This is a genomic window from Psychrobium sp. 1_MG-2023, from assembly GCF_030689115.1.
GTDB lineage: Bacteria > Pseudomonadota > Gammaproteobacteria > Enterobacterales > Psychrobiaceae > Psychrobium.
The window spans coordinates 1-16,348 of the sequence record NZ_JAUYVJ010000047.1; the positions used below are offsets into that span (position 1 = coordinate 1).

13 protein-coding genes are annotated in these 16,348 nt (G+C 44.5%); 3 read left to right on the plus strand and 10 right to left on the minus strand.

Annotation, left to right across the window (positions count from 1 at the left end; translation table 11 throughout):
* Nucleotides 1-185: 185 nt before the first annotated feature.
* From Q8W26_RS17095 to Q8W26_RS17140, 10 genes are all read right to left on the minus strand, one after another.
* Complete coding sequence (locus Q8W26_RS17095) at nucleotides 186-518, minus strand: hypothetical protein (RefSeq protein WP_153071546.1); 333 nt, start codon at nucleotides 516-518, stop codon at nucleotides 186-188.
* A gap of 53 nt (nucleotides 519-571) precedes the next feature.
* Nucleotides 572-3,568: a tetratricopeptide repeat protein gene (locus Q8W26_RS17100; protein WP_305473831.1), complete on the minus strand. Its 2,997-nt coding sequence runs from the start codon at nucleotides 3,566-3,568 to the stop codon at nucleotides 572-574.
* Complete coding sequence (locus tag Q8W26_RS17105; protein ID WP_101215915.1) at nucleotides 3,561-5,459, minus strand: hypothetical protein; 1,899 nt, start codon at nucleotides 5,457-5,459, stop codon at nucleotides 3,561-3,563. Before Q8W26_RS17105 ends, Q8W26_RS17100 begins: the two co-directional genes overlap by 8 nt.
* Nucleotides 5,460-5,462: 3 nt before the next feature.
* Nucleotides 5,463-5,969 carry a hypothetical protein gene (locus tag Q8W26_RS17110; protein ID WP_101215914.1) on the minus strand — a complete coding sequence of 169 codons (507 nt, stop codon included), beginning with the start codon at nucleotides 5,967-5,969 and terminating at the stop codon, nucleotides 5,463-5,465.
* Nucleotides 5,970-5,979: 10 nt separating this feature from the next.
* Nucleotides 5,980-7,155, minus strand: a complete 1,176-nt coding sequence (locus Q8W26_RS17115) for a DUF3570 domain-containing protein (protein ID WP_305473833.1) — start codon at nucleotides 7,153-7,155, stop codon at nucleotides 5,980-5,982.
* On the minus strand, nucleotides 7,142-7,387 hold the full coding sequence (locus Q8W26_RS17120) for a DUF4266 domain-containing protein (protein WP_101215912.1): 246 nt from the start codon (nucleotides 7,385-7,387) through the stop codon (nucleotides 7,142-7,144). The genes Q8W26_RS17115 and Q8W26_RS17120 overlap by 14 nt, the downstream gene beginning before the upstream one ends.
* Nucleotides 7,380-7,874 (minus strand): TlpA disulfide reductase family protein, encoded by a 495-nt coding sequence (locus tag Q8W26_RS17125; protein WP_305473834.1) that lies wholly within the window; start codon nucleotides 7,872-7,874, stop codon nucleotides 7,380-7,382. Before Q8W26_RS17125 ends, Q8W26_RS17120 begins: the two co-directional genes overlap by 8 nt.
* 34 nt (nucleotides 7,875-7,908) lie before the next feature.
* Nucleotides 7,909-8,589 (minus strand): outer membrane beta-barrel domain-containing protein, encoded by a 681-nt coding sequence (locus tag Q8W26_RS17130; RefSeq protein WP_101215910.1) that lies wholly within the window; start codon nucleotides 8,587-8,589, stop codon nucleotides 7,909-7,911.
* Nucleotides 8,559-9,299, minus strand: coding sequence for an SH3 domain-containing protein (locus tag Q8W26_RS17135; protein WP_370694295.1), 741 nt, complete (start codon nucleotides 9,297-9,299; stop codon nucleotides 8,559-8,561). The genes Q8W26_RS17130 and Q8W26_RS17135 overlap by 31 nt, the downstream gene beginning before the upstream one ends.
* A 67-nt stretch (nucleotides 9,300-9,366) precedes the next feature.
* Nucleotides 9,367-12,036, minus strand: coding sequence for a hypothetical protein (locus Q8W26_RS17140; RefSeq protein WP_305473835.1), 2,670 nt, complete (start codon nucleotides 12,034-12,036; stop codon nucleotides 9,367-9,369).
* Nucleotides 12,037-12,285: 249 nt separating this feature from the next.
* Here Q8W26_RS17140 and Q8W26_RS17145 point away from each other — a divergent pair, with 249 nt between their 5' ends.
* From Q8W26_RS17145 to Q8W26_RS17155, 3 genes are read left to right on the plus strand one after another with little or no spacing between them, the layout of a single operon-like run.
* Nucleotides 12,286-13,527 carry a hypothetical protein gene (locus tag Q8W26_RS17145; RefSeq protein WP_305473836.1) on the plus strand — a complete coding sequence of 414 codons (1,242 nt, stop codon included), beginning with the start codon at nucleotides 12,286-12,288 and terminating at the stop codon, nucleotides 13,525-13,527.
* Nucleotides 13,528-13,529: 2 nt separating this feature from the next.
* Nucleotides 13,530-15,971: a LamG domain-containing protein gene (locus tag Q8W26_RS17150; RefSeq protein WP_101215908.1), complete on the plus strand. Its 2,442-nt coding sequence runs from the start codon at nucleotides 13,530-13,532 to the stop codon at nucleotides 15,969-15,971.
* Nucleotides 15,972-15,981: 10 nt separating this feature from the next.
* The gene (locus Q8W26_RS17155) at nucleotides 15,982-16,320 is read left to right on the plus strand and encodes a twin-arginine translocation signal domain-containing protein (RefSeq protein WP_370694294.1); all 339 of its coding nucleotides are present in this window, start codon (nucleotides 15,982-15,984) and stop codon (nucleotides 16,318-16,320) included.
* The last annotated feature ends 28 nt before the right edge of the window (nucleotides 16,321-16,348 follow it).

The window sequence follows — 16,348 nt, forward strand, 5'->3', positions numbered from 1 at the left end:
ATTAACCCATGCCGGTTTTCAAGACCGGTGCATTCGACCACTCTGCCATCTCTCCGCAGCTGGTGAAGCGCATATTAGTGACTTCATTTAAGTTTGTAAAGTGTAAATACAACAAAGTTCATTTGTTTGGCTACAAAATATTCACCGAGGGTGATATTCGTTTAAAAATCGACTCTATTTTCAATTTATTCACTCGGCAATCTCTCTTTTTGCCCAAGCTTACTCTGCAGCTTTAATTGGTTACGTAGCTCATTCGGCTCAATTGGGGTTAACTGTTGCTGCAGTTGACGACGTAATTCAACAACGCCGTGGCGTGCATCAGGTAAAACTCGCCATGGCACAATCGATAAGAATGTCGGTTTTTCTTTCGTGCCAACTATGGTTGTTTCTATGGTAATCACTGACTCTTTAGCAATCTCCACTTTACTTGATTGCTTGTTGGTTGGCTGCGCCATAACGGCATGAGTAAGACCCAAAGAGTTTATCAGTATCGCAATTAGCCATATTTTACTTTTCATGTCTCTCATCACTGCCCTCTTCTTTATCTTATCGCCAATTCAGGGTTGCTAGATTAATAAAGTCCATCTAGCGCTGAAGTTGTAGCAAAGGTTTCTTGTTTATTATACCGACCAGGCATCAGCTCCGACAACGTTGCAAAGCTTTGCTTGACCCATTCATCATATAATCCCTGCCAACTAAGCTGAGTATTGCTTTCTAAAATCGCAATGGCTTTATCCTCAAATGGATATGCTTGCTCTTCTAACAAAATCTCATATTGCGCTAGCGCCAGCTCATCAAGACCACTGGGGCGGGAAGAGTTCAGTAAATCTTGGGCTAGTTGACGATAGATTTGCGCCATCTGAAAGGTTGATTCGGTAGTATATTTGGCCAAGTTATACGAAGCCGCTTTTTGATACGCTTTAAGCGCGTTAGTTAAGCTGCGCTTTTTACGTTGTAAGCTTTTACGCAGCGGTAATGTTAACTTAATTCGATCAAATTCAGCCTGCGCATCTCTAGCAAAGACCATCGCGCTCATCGCCGCCAGTGCTGTTGAACGGCTTGTTACTTGCTCGGGAGTGTTGTCATGTAGATTGAGTAACTTTCGTAACCAAAAACGTCGTTTCGATTGCTCACCACTTTCTCGATATATTTCACTAAGCGTAAAGCGCACTTCAATGGCACGAGAAAACGGTTGTGAATAGGCATGAGCATAGCGCCGATAGCTGAGCCGCGCTAGTTCAATGTCACCCGCTTTTTCAAAATAGCTCGCGGCCATGAACAATGGTTGCTGTTGCAAGGTTTTATCATTTAACTTATTAACCAACATAAGATACTCACTAGCGGCTTCTGCCCATTTGTTTTCCTCCACGTAAATACTAATTAGCTGCGTTTCAATATCTTTGGCTAGCTTATCTGTGGTAAAGCGCTGACGAAAGTCGATTAGATAGTGGGTAGCTCGGGCTAATTCATTGAGCTGATAAAGGTTTTGCGCCGCATTAAACTGGGCTAATTTACGAACTGAGCTAGTTGGCGCTTGCTCAATCACGCGAATAAACAACTCAGTTCCTTGGGCTAAGCGCCCCGCCTCAATGTGCTGCTCAGCTTGTTTAAATAGACTTGCCGCATAGTTTTCGGTAATGCTCGTTAGTCGCGGATCATTGTGTTTGAGCATACTCAATACTTGTTGATAGCTCGCCGTTGCATGCTGATAATCTTGAAGATTAAATTGACTATGCGCGATAATCATTCGCGCATCCAGCTGCTGCGCGCCTGCCACTTCATGCGGCCAATTCAAGAGTTGACGAGCGCTATCCATCGCCACAATAAAGCGCTCGCCATTAAATCGTTGATGCATAAGTAGTGACAACACCGCCAAACTACGTTCATCGTCGGCGAAAGTGTCGATAAACTGCTGCGCACTTAACTCGTATGCTTGCAACCAATCTATCGCTTCGTTATCACTTGTGATGGTTCTCATCTGAGACGCGCTAACTTTAGCTGTATGATTACTAACTTGCTGCAATACCTTATCATAAGCCAATAGTGCAGCATAAGCGGCATCAGCGCGTTTGCTATTGGTTTGATATAACGCTTCATCGTTTTGGCTGTTAAGGGGGGTATCAGCCACCTTGGTTCCATCACGTTGATAAGCAAAGGTTAAATATGCGTCAATCGCCTGTGAATATTGACCACTGGCAAAAAGGCTCTCGGCATAAAGAAAGTTCATTTTAGCGCTATCGTTAAATGTGTGTTGATATTCTAGAAACCAGCGCGCGGCGTCAGCATAAAGCGCCGTCACATCGGCTTGATTTTTGCTGCCTCGCATACTTCTTTGCGAATATCCTTGTTGTTTTTTATCCTGAGCAATACGGTAACTCTGCTCAGCGAACTCCACTAAATACGTTTTAAGTTTAGGCATTAACGGCGTTTTATCTTGCCCAGACCAAATGCGCCAGTAAGGGCCATTAATTCCATAGTCAGCGACAAACTGACGCTTTTCATTATTCGCTAACGCAGCAAAACGCCCACGCTGATAGGTCTCTATTTTACTGACCATAAAGTGTGGTGACTTGACGTGGGTAGGGTAACGTTTGACAAACTCGCCATAGGTTTCGGCGCTATCGCGATAACGTTTATGTTTAAGATACCCCATGGCTAAATGCTGATAATTTAAATATTCATAATAGCGCGGGCCGACGCGTTCAAAATGCTGCGCCAAGGCCTGTGCGCCACTCTCAACTGCAACACCATTGGCAGAGCCATCTGAAAAGATCAGCCCCATCACCCGTAAACTATCTTGCACCATACGTCTTGTTGCTACTGGTAACGCAGCAACCTCAATGTCAGTTGTCGCTCGTTGTGGCAAACTAATATCAAGCAAGTGGGTAAAGTGCAGTAGCGCTTGCGAATGATTTTCTCGCTTAAATTCAGCCCATGCCAGCATATAAAGTGCGGTTTGATAAAATGGTGAATTAATATCCCCTGTTATTACCTGCTGATATGACCGCGCCGCGGCACGATAGCGATTGGCAGCGAACAAGTATTCACCCCGCCTAAAGTAAAGCTCTTGGCCATAACGGGTCGCTGGAAATTCAGTGGTCAGCGTAGTCACCGTTTGAAAGCTCAACTCACTTTCACCCTGTAATTCATACGCTTTGGCTAATTGATAAAGTAAGTGTTCACGTTGGCTGCTACTAGGATAATCCACTAAAAAGGTATTAAAAGCGTTGATTGCATCATCATAATAGCCCGCAGCCTGATGACTCAGGCGATCGCCACTTTCTTGCGCTTGCTCGTTTTCAATCAATAACAGTTGCGCCAAACGGTAATTCAGTTGTTCTTTAATCACAGGTTCAGAACTAAGAGCAATTAACTCGCGATAGTCCTTAATCAGCATGGCAATGCTAGGCTTAACAAGCGTGGTTTTAACCTGTGGACTCACGGTTAATTCAATATCTGCTAAGGTTGGCCTCACATCAATGCGGCTTTGTTCTTGCCATTGACTACAACTAAGTATGAGAAAACTCAATAAACTGACCAAAATAAGCTTATTAATGCGGCTATTCATTGGCGTCTCCGATATCATCCGGTCTATAAGCCACATCCTGCATTTGTACTACCGCAAGCTTTGCCGCTGCAATATTATGCTGCAGTTGCTGTTGTCTCTGCGTGAAATAATCAGATAGCGCCACAGCGAACTCTTGCTCGATGCGCTCAGAAATAGCGGCACTGTGACGAAATTGTTGGTTTATATTGTCCTGTAATCTACCTATTTGTTTTAACTCAGCATCGATATTCGCAACCTGTGCAACATGCTTTGCCAATTGTTGATAGCTAGTTAAGAGCTGCGATAACTCCGCATTAAGTTGTTTAAGCAACTGCATAGTAGTATTGACGTTAAGCGCATAATCATAGTCTTGCTGCCACAGCGCCAATCGCTGTATAAACGACAGCCTACGCGCTTGCTCAGTAACGTCGTGCCCCTTACTTTTAAGCAAGGCAAGCGTATCTAGTGCTTGCGTCACTTTTTGTTGGTGGGCAACTTGTGCTGCGGGTAAAAAGAATTCGCCATCGTCTTCCCCTTTGGCAGCATGAATCCGCGAAACCAAACTATCTCGTTGCTCGCTCAAACGTACAACCTGTGTTTTTAAGGTGGCTAATTCAATGTTGCCTAAGCGCGCTTGAGCAGTATGTTTCTTTTCAATTAACATTTGCTGATAAATTTCAAGTTTGTCGCGTTGTTGCTTAAATTGCTGCTTTAATTGGTTAACTTGCTGTAACTGTGCTTGATAAGTGGAAAACCGCGTATCACTTAATAGTTCAATCAGCGCCAAATCGTTAAATTGCTGCGATGCATTACAATCAGCGACAGTTTTTTTCAAAATCATAGCGTTGTAACAAGCGTGCCCGCGAGTTAACAACCCTTGCATGACCTCTAATTGCTCCTGTTGTTGTTTAAACCGCTTTAAGGCACTGGTTAGCTTTATGACTGCGCCCTGCTCATCGCCAAGTTGTTCACTGGCATAGGCTTGGGCTAAAAGTGCTTCTTGCACATAAACGTTAAGCTCTGGTTTTGAAGTCAGTTTATTTAATATGCTTTGGGCCTGCCCATGAAGACCTAAGCTGCTTAGAGCCCATGCATAACCTAAGATAGCGGGATCAAATAAATAGGAGTCGAGAGAAACTTGCTTAAAAGCATTAATCGCGGCATGGCTATTACCTTGCTCGATAAACGCATAACCCATGGCTAAATAGCTGCGATCAGCTAGGGCTATCATTTCAGGGTTTGTTCCTGAGATGGACAAGGTTAAATCGGCAAAGGTTAATTGCTTGGCACTGATCTTTTGTAACAGGTGGTTATGATCAAGATATTGGTGATAATGATGTGCAGGATTTAGTTCCTGCGGCTCATGACTACTACTATCAGAAATTAATTGCTTATATTGCTGATACTGCTCAAAATCGAGGGATTTAAGCGCAAGTTGCGCTTTAAAATAATAAAACTCATCGCGATGTTTATTTGATAGTTTTGAGCTTACCTTAGAGAAAGCCCGCGTAGCAGCAAGCCAATTGGCTTCTTGATAATGTAATTGACCGCTATAAAACCACGCATCAGCTTGAATGGAAGTGTCACCTTGCGCAGATAACAATTGTGTAAAAATGCTATTGGCTTGCTCATACAAACCATAAGACAAACTCATTCCCCCCTTTACCAGCTCTGGTGCTAAGCCTTGATGCTTAATGGTTCGTTGTTTTTCAATAATTGCCAGCTCTGTCAGCGCTTGCTCGTGATTACCCTGATAGTAATGATATAAGGCGACCCCATAATCAAGATCACTGATGTGATGCTCGACTTGTGATTGTGCAGCAGCCACAGCCCCTGTTACGCTAAATAGTATTGGGCTTAATATTGCACACACAATAGTTCGTGGGCGAGTTAACAATCGCTGATAAATCATGTGTTAATGTCTAACCATTTCAACAATCGGCTGCTCTTTTTCTAGCGAGTCACGTATGGTTAACTCAACTGACAACGCTTTTTTATCTTTAGTAAAAGTATCACTCGCGCCAAGTTTATATTCACGTTGATTGGGCCCAATACCACGTATAATTGCTGTCACTTGATGGTCACCCTGACTGACATTACCAAGGTAAAGCCGCTGCACCCCCCCTTTTTTGAGCGAGGCGATTTGTTTTTCGGTATATAGGTAATGAGTCACTGTTTGACCATCAACTTTTAACTCAATGGCATCAAGCTCAAAGAACTTGCCGATATCCATAGATAGATACACCGCCACTTGGGTATTCGTTGGGAACAATAAGTCTTCTTCTAAAATATATAAGTCACGATTTAAAGCGATAACCTGACGTTTTAAGGCTTGGATTTCTTGATTAATGCTTTGCCTTTGCTGCGCTTGCACGCCACTGAGCGTTAACACCATCACTAATGCTACATAGATAAACTTCATGATTTATTCCTTAATACCACAATGACACATAAAATCGGATGACATTCGCTGAAAATTGATACAAAGGTTCTGTACCAACGCCTTGCGGTGCAGTAACAAGGACATTGTGAAAATTGTCATAATCAAACTTGATATGCTCAAGGGATACATTAACCGAACTTGCTTGCGCCCACGATGTGCGCGCAAATTTAAATAAATAACGCCCTTTGATCCCAACCGTTAAATCATTAAAGCTACTCATCTCTTTATCGCGCGCCATAAAGTTAAACTGATCTTTACGCTCAAACATATCTTGATAAAAATCCGCCTGATCTTGTTGGTAATAACGCAGATGAACATCAATCAACCAATTATCAGCAAAGCTTTGGCTATAACCTACGGTGTAATTATTGGCTTGAATACCCCAAGTATCAGAAAATAAACGTGCGCTGGCATACACCGCCGCGTTATAAGGTAAGAAATACCGACCGCGAATAGCCCCTGCGGTGCTGGTGCGAGTATTGGGATAAATCTCTGTTGCGTAACTATAACCACTTGCCGATGCGTCATCTAAATAACGGTAACGCCGGTAAGGATTATTTAAATAACCTTGATTGGTGATGGCTTCTAGATTCAAGCCCATCTGAAAATTTTTAGTGAGAATCTGACTCAAACCCAAGCGATAGTTGGTTTGCTCGGCTTGCTCAAAAAAGTTGTCATTGCCATTAAGCGTGATTTCATCACTACCCTTGGAAAGCCCCATGGTGACAGTCGTTAAATTACCGAAAAATTCATGGCTTAAATCAAAATTAAAACTCTTGGCCTGATAGTCATTTTCATTCGATTGACTGACACCGACGCTAATCAGCGTATTATCTTGTAAATAGTTAAGGCCAAGAGATTGTTCCGAACGCTCTTCTTTATAAGGGCTGGCGGTAGCCAATACATCAATAGAGGCACTACTCACCGTATCGACATAATGATTAAAAGATGCTGATATGTTCTTGCTCATTTTTTTACGAATTAAAATCGATGGCCCATCAATAGACATACCGCCACCTTGATAGCTGTGATACATCACATCAGCGCGATCTTTGGGCAATACCGCAGCTTTGCTGACACTAATCGGCACTAACGACCCCGTCAGAATGACTAACAACAGCACAACAAGTGTCGTTGCAGCAGCCAATAGCTTAGTTACAGCCACAACCGCCTCCCGAGCCACCCTCTGCTCCCCTAGCTCCTTCGCGGGCTTGATAGACATGATGACGATAACCGTTAGCGATGGGGTCGAGCTCCCAGTCCATGACCGCTAACGTTAAGTTATTGCGCTCATACGGTTTTACCCATGGCTTTAAGGTATTTTGACAGGCAAACAACGTGGGCAATACCAACACCACTAAAAATGACTTTAAACGGGTATTCAGCGATTTACTCACGGATCAGCTCCTTAATGATTTTACGGTAAATTTCTTCATCGCCATCGACATAGCCGCGGTGCAGGACTCGCTGGTAACCATTACGGTCAATCATTACCGTCATTGGCATCGCATCAACCTTATAGAGTTCACTAACCTGTTGTTTATTATCAAACAACACGGGAAAACTGACCTCTAGCTCGTTAATAAAATCTGTCGCGAGATTACTGTCTTGTTCAACATTAACGCCTAAAACACTAAAACCTAAATCAGCAAACTCTTGATGTAATTCATCTAAATAAGGCATTTCTTTACGACATGGACCGCACCATGTCGCCCAGAAGTTAACTAAGATGACATCACCACGCATTTCTTGTAAGCGCAGGTTTTCACCCGATAGCGATTTTAGGGTGAAATCTTGAGCCATAGTTTTCTCTTCGCTCGCATTGGCCGCGCTAACCATTAACACCATCAATGCCGCCATTAATTGAGTAACTATTTTAAACATACGCATCATTGCTCCAAAATCTTATTAAAGCGGTTTAAAAAAACAGGCTAACGCCTGCAGTAAAAGCTAAGTTATGCGTGGTCTTTTCAACGCCAAGCACATCGTTATCAAAAATATGATCGGTCATATCAACATGAACAATAAAATTATCCGATAAAATCACCCGATAACCTGCGCCCACATTGACCGTGAAACGATTATCGCCTGCAAACTCGGTGCTACCGAACCCTAACATTAAATACAGTGATGAATTAAATACGGTGCGCTGACTAATAAATGTTTCACCGTTGAAGTTGTAGCCCAAAGACACATCATAGAAACTGAGTTCTCGTTGCTCATCGGTTAGCAATTGCGAGCCACCACTTAATCGCTCAAAACTGGTTTGCCCCGCCGTTGACTGGCCATAGTGCGCTTTCGCGAAGATATTTTCATTAATATGATATGAAAGTGAAGCACCTTGCAGCGAATTACTGCCAAAATCTTCGATATTCATTATTCCCGCAAAAATACCAATCTCAAAGTCGTCGACATCAATGAGCGACTCGTCAACCTGACGCCGCGCTATTTTCGGGTCAATCACCGGCTCACTCACTACTTTATTTGCCGCCCGATTAATCGCATTAGTCTTGGTCTCTAAGTCCGTATTGGCTACTGCCGTTAATGGCAATAGCAAGGTCGCAACGGCTAGAAGTATACTGAAAAACCTGTGGTCCACTGTTCTAATTCCTCTGTTTCATCACGCTTGGTTAGCGCGGAAATATTTTTGTATTCAATTGAGATAATAAAATTTCTCATGACGTGTTTTTTGACCCCAACACTAAACGTAAAAGCATCAGAGCGACGACTTTCATCGCCAGAACCAATCAAAGGGCTTCTAGGCTTGGTATCAATAACTCCTGCACCTATCGCAAAATATGGCGAATAGGCCCACTCTTTAAACGGCTGGTGAGACAGTGAAACACTGGCAATTCTATTTTCAGAGACATCCCCTAGCGCTTGATCATAATGAAGTGATGCCGCTAACGTTGGGGTAAATTGCCAACTCACTTGAGCACCAAGCGCTGAAACTCCCTCAAGCACACCGCCATGAATGCCAAACTCCATTGTGCGCTGCTCAAAAGGAGTTGATGCTGCAAGGCCATACTCACTGACCAGCTCCTTTGTGTTGCCTTCTTGCGCTTGCTGTAATGCCAACACCGATACCCAACCACTGACGCCCTCTATTGTGATAACTTTATACCAACTCGTTCGCTGGGTAACTACTGAGAGCTTTTCGCCTTGTTCAGCCACATGAAAAATAGGGTAACCGCTAGCAGGTCCTGAACGAAGCTCAATAAATGGCGCTATTACTTCTACTTGATAGTAAGGCTCATGCTGAAGCTCTCCCGAAAACTCAACGTCATTAACTTGTTGCGCACAGGTAATGCGACTGACAGCAAGCGCTGCACCAAACAATAAAGAAATCGTTAGTCTTGAAGTTGTTTGTTTCATTTTATTGAGTGCTCACTGCAAAGGGATCGTTATAATATTGCGCGCCAATATCGAGCCATTCAGCTATCAGTCGTAACTCGCTTTGATTCAAGCGATGTTCGTGACTGCCACCATCAGCAAATAATGCGAAAAAGTCATTATTACGACTCGCACCGGCCAATGACAACGGCGCACGTACTCTAACGGTTTGCATGACCACAATGGGTTGCCCTTCACTGTCTAAAATAAACTCACCATTTTCATCGGTTTCCAATACGGGGTTTCCCGCCTCATCCACTACTTCCACTAACTTATCAAGCAAAATACCTTCAACAATTTCTTGTTCGTTGTCATTAAACAACAGCTCACGATAAGCAGTGGTAAAAAAAGTATCATCGGTGGAAGGGTCAGCCCTTAAATCGAGTTGTGCGTCAGGAACTCGCACCAGCCCATCATCGTCGCTGGTGCTATGGCAACTGGTGCAGCGGTTTTGTGCAAGCAGAGTCTCACCATCGTCATCAAGCACCGCGCGGTCAAGATCAAATAGCGGCTGAATATGCATAGGGAAGTGAATTGAGATGCGACAATGATTTTGCCAATCATCACGGCAGTTATCACTGATCGGGGCGGCGGTTAGCAGCTGGTCATAAGATAATGATGTAGCGTTATCAACCTCTCGGTTAGTACTATCACTCCACACATCAACATAGTCGAGGCTTGGTGATAATGGATTTAGCCCCATCACACGAGCACGGGCTTGTGCCATCGTTTCATTCATTTGCGCAGAAATCGTATCATTACTGCCAGTAAATGGCCCGTTACTGGCAGCGCCAAGGTTTATAGAGTCAATACCCCGTCCTATCAACCCATGAGACAAGGTACTTTGCGCAGTGTGACAACCATTACATTGACGCTCTTCTCCGGGCGCTAATTGCAGCCAACTTTCATGACGTGAAGATAAGCGCTTGCCCGCTGCATCTAATATTTCAAGAGAAAAAGCCATATTCGCTGGCATCTTAAAGCGCACCGACCCATCAGGTTCAACAGGTGCATACCCCAATATATCCCGCATCGATTGCGCGCGGCTGCGTCCAAATGCGCGGTTGTTAAAATCAAGCACTTGATCATCGGGGATAGACACGGCTTTAATAATCCGAACAAATTGCGCCGGGCGATCGTCACGTGTCGTTAGGGATGGGTTGGATAATGTCGTTAAATTAGGGCTTGCTATATCTTGACCAGAAAAATCATAGACACTGCGAATATCAACAATCGCCATCTTAGCTTGCTCTAACGCAAGTAACTCCGTCGTTAATGACGAGGTTTGGGTGGATTGTGGATAAGGCTTATCATCAAGGGCAACAATTTCTTGTAAATAAATCCCTTCTTCTGCCAATACCAATGGTGTTTGGGTATTGCTTTGGCGATCATAAAGCCAATAACCAAAGAGCTCAGGTGCAGCTTGAACTTCGGGGTTAGCAAGCAAGGTTTCAGTACAGGGCAACAGATTATTTGCATCACTTGGATCAACAACACGACACTGGCTCCAGCCAATGATCAAGCGCTCTGAACCGTCATATAAGGGAATTGCTCGGTTAAACTGGCCTTGGAGTGTGATAGCACCATTAAGTGGGCTTGCTGCAAATAACGCTGGAGCTTGGGCAGCACTTTCAATCACCTCACTACCTTGTTCATTTCCTGTGCTTTCTATCTCTTGAGTGCTGTCCACCAGCTGATTACTATCAATATAGTGTTGCGTATCAATCAAAACAAAATCAAAACTGTGGTTAGTTTGCTCAAATGTTCTCAGCCCCACCAATAATTTGCCATCGGGCATTTCTCGTGGCTGAATAAATTGTACATCAGGGTCGGCTTGCTGATGCGAATGACGCCCATACAATAGCTCGAGCCCCTTGCCATCGGAGTCTATTTGATACAATGAAACGCCGCTATTTAAACCTCGTTGCTCCCAGCGACTGAAAACTATCTTGCCATTACTCAGTACCACAGGATCAAAATCATGCCCCTGATGATATGAAATTTGCGTGATATTGCTGCCATCGTTAGCCATTACATGTAAAACAGAAGAGAACTGGTCTCGATTATCATCTAACGCGCTATATTGCGCTTTTCCTTCATCAAGTAAGATTGATTTGTTGCCCGCTTGGCGCGTTGAACTAAAGACAATGCGCCCATCAGGTAAATAATAAGGGGAAGTATCGTGGCCTTGCTCGGCCACTAAGTCAGATTGAATGACGCGAGTTAGCGTCTGGCTGCTTATTTCATATTGCCAAATATTCCAGCTCGGTTGTTGATCATCATCCACACCGTCGATGTTTGGCGCGCGCAAGCTAAATAACAAAAACTTGCCGTCGTATGAGGCCTCAACATCTTTAACATCATAAGGAGTAACGGCTTGGTCGGCGTTAAAAAATGCGCGATCAGATATATTGACTGGTTGCTGGTTTGGACTTGCTTGATAAAAAAGCGCGGCACCTGGCTGAAAAGCAGTGAGTTGACCAACGGTACGGCCTAAGACTGCCTCGTCATTAAAACTAGTCCTTTTTACGTAGGAAATAGGCACCAATTCTACAACGGGATCTTTGTCTATAGATTGCTCACTAACCTCACTTTGACCACCACAGCCAATAAGGAAAACTAAGCACAAAAAAGTTAAGTAATGGTGTTTCACTCAGTCATAATCCATCATAAAACTGGCCATTAAGCCCGACTTAAGCTTAACGGAACATTAATAAAAAAAAGAATATTAAAATATCTATTAATCAATTAAATAAGTTAACAAACCCACATGAGATAACTTTCAATCCAGAACATAATACACTATATTGAACACATTCATAATAAAGATACCGTTGATAATTGCAAGTCATCAGTCAAAGTGATTTGACTGAGTTTATTGACGCTCAGGAGCGACTCGGACGTGAGAAATTACAAACACTTCGCTGACAATAACAGCATAAAAAAAGTACTGATACTGCTTATTTTATGCTATTTCGGAGTTACCACCTCATACTTTAGTGCTGCAAATGAGCGGGATCAAGCCACGACCATGCACATTCGCTTAACCGGTATCGCCCCTGATGAAACCGTCTTATCGCACATGGCGCAATACATTGAGCAAAACAACAGCGAAGCCGCTGCCTACCTTGCGATGGAAAACCCAAGCTTCTATAACATCACCTTAAAAAATTGGTCTGCGCCATGGACTAACCGCGATGCGGATATCTTTGTCCCGCTCAATGATTACACAGCCACAGTGATTGGTATGGTGCGTGATGACGTTGATTTTAGAGAAGTGTTATCCGGTGACATTGTCTATATCGCCAATGACACAGCCAATGTACCCGCTTATTCGGCGAGCAACAATGGCCATTATGCCGCCCTTGAAGCCATCGGTATCGATTTAAAAGATGTTTTACAAGCGCAAACACAATCTCAACTCTCTGCTATTCCAGCGGCAGCCACCGCAGGGGTTGTCACCAGCCGAGCGGCCGCCAAAAGTTTTTTTAAAGACGGTACCAACCGTGCCATGCTGCGCTTTACCTTAATCAATCATTTATGCACCGATCTTGAAGCCCTTAAAGACACCACCCGCTCGCCCGACCGTATCCGCCAAGACGTCAGTCGCAGCCCTGGGGGTGATAGCCGCTTGTTTATGAACTCTTGTTCGGGGTGTCATTCCGGCATGGACCCACTCGCCCAAGCCTATGCCTATTACAATTATGATTACGATAGTGACTCAGACCCAGATGGCGATAATGGCCAGCTAAGTTACAACCAAGCGGGAGTTATCGACTCGCAAACAGGCACGCGAGTTGACGCTAAATATCATATCAATAGCAATAACTTTAAGTACGGCTTTATTACTGACAACGATCAGTGGACAAACTATTGGCGCAGCGGCGTCAATGCCAACCAAGGGTGGAACACCACCCTGCCGGCCCAAGGCCATGGCGCAAAATCATTAGGGCAAGAATTAGCCAACAGTGAAGCCTTTGCCCAGTGTCAGGCGAAGAAAGTGTTTAATAATGTATGTTTACGCGAGCCTGATAACGCCCAAGACCGCCAACAAGTTGCCACCATGGTTAGCGAGTTTAAAACTAGGCACTATCAAATTAAGCCACTGTTTTCATCAGCCGCTAACTATTGCAAAGGAAGCTAGCCATGAGACTCTCGTTACTGCTTCCATTATCCGTTTTGCTGTTAAGTGCCTGTGGCGGTGAATCGACTGTTACCGAAACACCAGAGCCGCCGCCAACAACCACTGGCCCCTTTGTTTATAATGGCCCAACAGCCCAGACGGCAGATATTCAGCAATTTAAAAATCAGCTGTGGGACAACGTAGTTGGCGAGGATAAATGTGGCGCTTGCCACAACCAAAGCGGACAAAATCCGCAATTTGCTCGTACAGATGATGTGAACCTAGCTTATGGCGCGGTTAGCGCAATCATTAATAAACAACAGCCAGAGCAGTCACTATTGATTGAAAAGGTCGCTAATGGTCATAATTGCTGGCTGAGTAGTGACAGTGCTTGTAGTGATATCTTAACGACTTGGTTAACCAATTGGCTAGACGTTGAACAACAAAGTAATGTCATTCAGCTGATTGCGCCTATTGATAAAAGCCCCGGTAGCAATAAACGCCTGCCTGATAATAGCAGTGCCTTTGCCACGACTGTGCATCCTCTCACTCAAACCTATTGCAGTGATTGTCACGCTAGTAGCGCACAATTTCCAATATCACCCTATTTTGCTGAAGCCGATGTTGATATCGCCTATCAAGCGGCAGCAACTAAGCTTGATCTCAATAATCCGCAATTATCCCGCTTAGTGGCGCGTTTAACAGATGAGTTTCATAACTGTTGGAGTGATTGCCGTGCAAATGGCCAAAGCATGCTTGATGCAGTTAATGCGCTAGCACAGCAAGTGCCGACCACCACCCTTGCCGATGATGTTGTGCACAGTAAAGCATTGACCCTGCCAGAGGGCATTGTCGCTAGTGGCGGTAGCCGTTTTGAGCAACATGTTATCGCAAAATATCAATTTAAAGCAGGCAGCGGCCAAACCGCGTTTGATACCAGCGGTATTTCACCAGCGTTAGACTTACAGTTTAACGGAGACGTGTCTTGGGTCGGCGGCTGGGGTATTCATTTAAATGGCGGTCGCGCGCAGGGCTCTACCTCGAGCAGTAAAAAGCTCTATGATTTGATCAGTGCAACGGGAGAGTATTCAATTGAAGCATGGGTCACCCCAGCCAATGTTACACAAGAAGGTCCGGCACGTATTGTGAGCTACTCGGGCGGCAAAGACAGCCGCAACGTCACTCTTGGTCAAACGCTGTATAACTACGATCATTTGTTGCGCACCGCTGAAACGAACGTTAATGGCTTGCCCGCTTTATCCACCAACCCAGACGCTGAAGTGCTACAGGCCTCATTACAACATGTCGTGATTAACTATGATCCAATTAACGGTCGGCAAATTTTTGTAAATGGTCAGCATACGGGCGATGAGGATGACGTCACTCCCGGTTCATTAGCCGAGTGGGACCCTACTTTTGCCTTGGTGCTGGGTAATGAGGTTTCGGGGGAGTTTCCATGGCTTGGCAGCATTCGAATGTTAGCCATTCACAACCGTGCGTTAGCGCCTGAGCAAATCCGCCAAAACCACAGTGTCGGTGTCGGTGAACGCTTTTATTTATTATTTGGTGTCAGTGAGTTAACGTCGGTGGCACAAAGCTATATTGTGTTTGAAGTCAGTCAATTTGATAACTATAGCTACTTATTTAAACAGCCGTTTTTTATTAGCCTCGACCCCAATGCCGCGCCACAAGGCATTGCGGTTAAAAACATGAGAATTGGCATCAATGGCGCAGAGCCAAGCATTGGACAAGCCTTTGATAAGCTCGAGCTCACCTTAAACGCTGATAGCTACACCAGCGGCAGTGGTCAGCCAATCTCTGGCTTAGGCACGTTAATCCCACTTGAGCATGGCAGTGAACTCGATGAGTTTTTCTTAACCTTCGAGCAGCTCGGTACGCATCAACACGTTCGCGTCGATGCTGTAGTTACTGCGCCGACAACCCCAGCTGACGTTGAAGAACAATCGCGTCTTGGTATTCGGCTGTTTAGTGAAATTAACCGCAGTATGGCGCAAATTACTGGGGTTTCACCGCAAAACACCGAGGTTAAACCAACCTACGATAAGTTAAGACAGCAACTGCCTTCAACCACAGATATTAACGGCTTTTTAGCCTCTAATCAGATGGCAATCAGTCAACTGGCGATTAAGTATTGTAGCGCGTTAGTTGATGATCCTAGTGCGCGAGCTAACTACTTCCCAAGCTTTAACTTTAACCAAGTGCCCAGTGATGCTTTTACCAGCGGTGGTAAGGATTTAATCATTAATCCATTACTGACACAGGCTATCGCGACAGGCTTAGACAATCAGGCAAGTCGAGCCGAGGTTAAACAAGAGCTTGAGTTATTAACCGATAAATTAAGCCTGTGTAGTAATCCAAGCGATTGTAATAATCAACGCACCTTAACCATAATCAAAGCAAACTGCGCCGCTGTGGTCGGTAGTGCTATTACCCTATTGCAATAAGAGAGCCGTCATGACTAAGTTTAAACAGGCCCGGTCTAAACAACCACTATCGCCAGATGCACCGTTATTACATAACTCGCACTCGAAGCCAATTAGCCGCCGTGATTTCATCGCCCAAGGCTTTGCCGCAGGGGTTGGTACGTTATGCGCGGGCTCAATTTTAGGCTTATTTGCTAGTCCAAATCAGGCGCATGCCGCCCTCTCCCCCGACCTTGAGGCATTAAAAGCCAGCTGCGGCATTTCAACCAATGGCGCGGGGAAAATCCCGTTTATTTGTTTTGATTTAGCAGGCGGTGCCAACTATTCTGGTCAAGTCCAACCGGACACTTCATTCTGTAATTTCTCATAGTTAATTGGTGTTTTATCACCAAGTGTTG

Coding starts and splice junctions, on each gene's coding strand:
- Q8W26_RS17095 (WP_153071546.1), bottom strand. CDS start 518: ATGAAAAGTAAAATATGGCTAATTGCGATACTGATAAACTCTTTGGGT.
- Q8W26_RS17150 (WP_101215908.1), top strand. CDS start 13,530: ATGAGACTCTCGTTACTGCTTCCATTATCCGTTTTGCTGTTAAGTGCC.
- Q8W26_RS17125 (WP_305473834.1), bottom strand. CDS start 7,874: ATGTTTAAAATAGTTACTCAATTAATGGCGGCATTGATGGTGTTAATG.
- Q8W26_RS17110 (WP_101215914.1), bottom strand. CDS start 5,969: ATGAAGTTTATCTATGTAGCATTAGTGATGGTGTTAACGCTCAGTGGC.
- Q8W26_RS17105 (WP_101215915.1), bottom strand. CDS start 5,459: ATGATTTATCAGCGATTGTTAACTCGCCCACGAACTATTGTGTGTGCA.
- Q8W26_RS17155 (WP_370694294.1), top strand. CDS start 15,982: ATGACTAAGTTTAAACAGGCCCGGTCTAAACAACCACTATCGCCAGAT.
- Q8W26_RS17100 (WP_305473831.1), bottom strand. CDS start 3,568: ATGAATAGCCGCATTAATAAGCTTATTTTGGTCAGTTTATTGAGTTTT.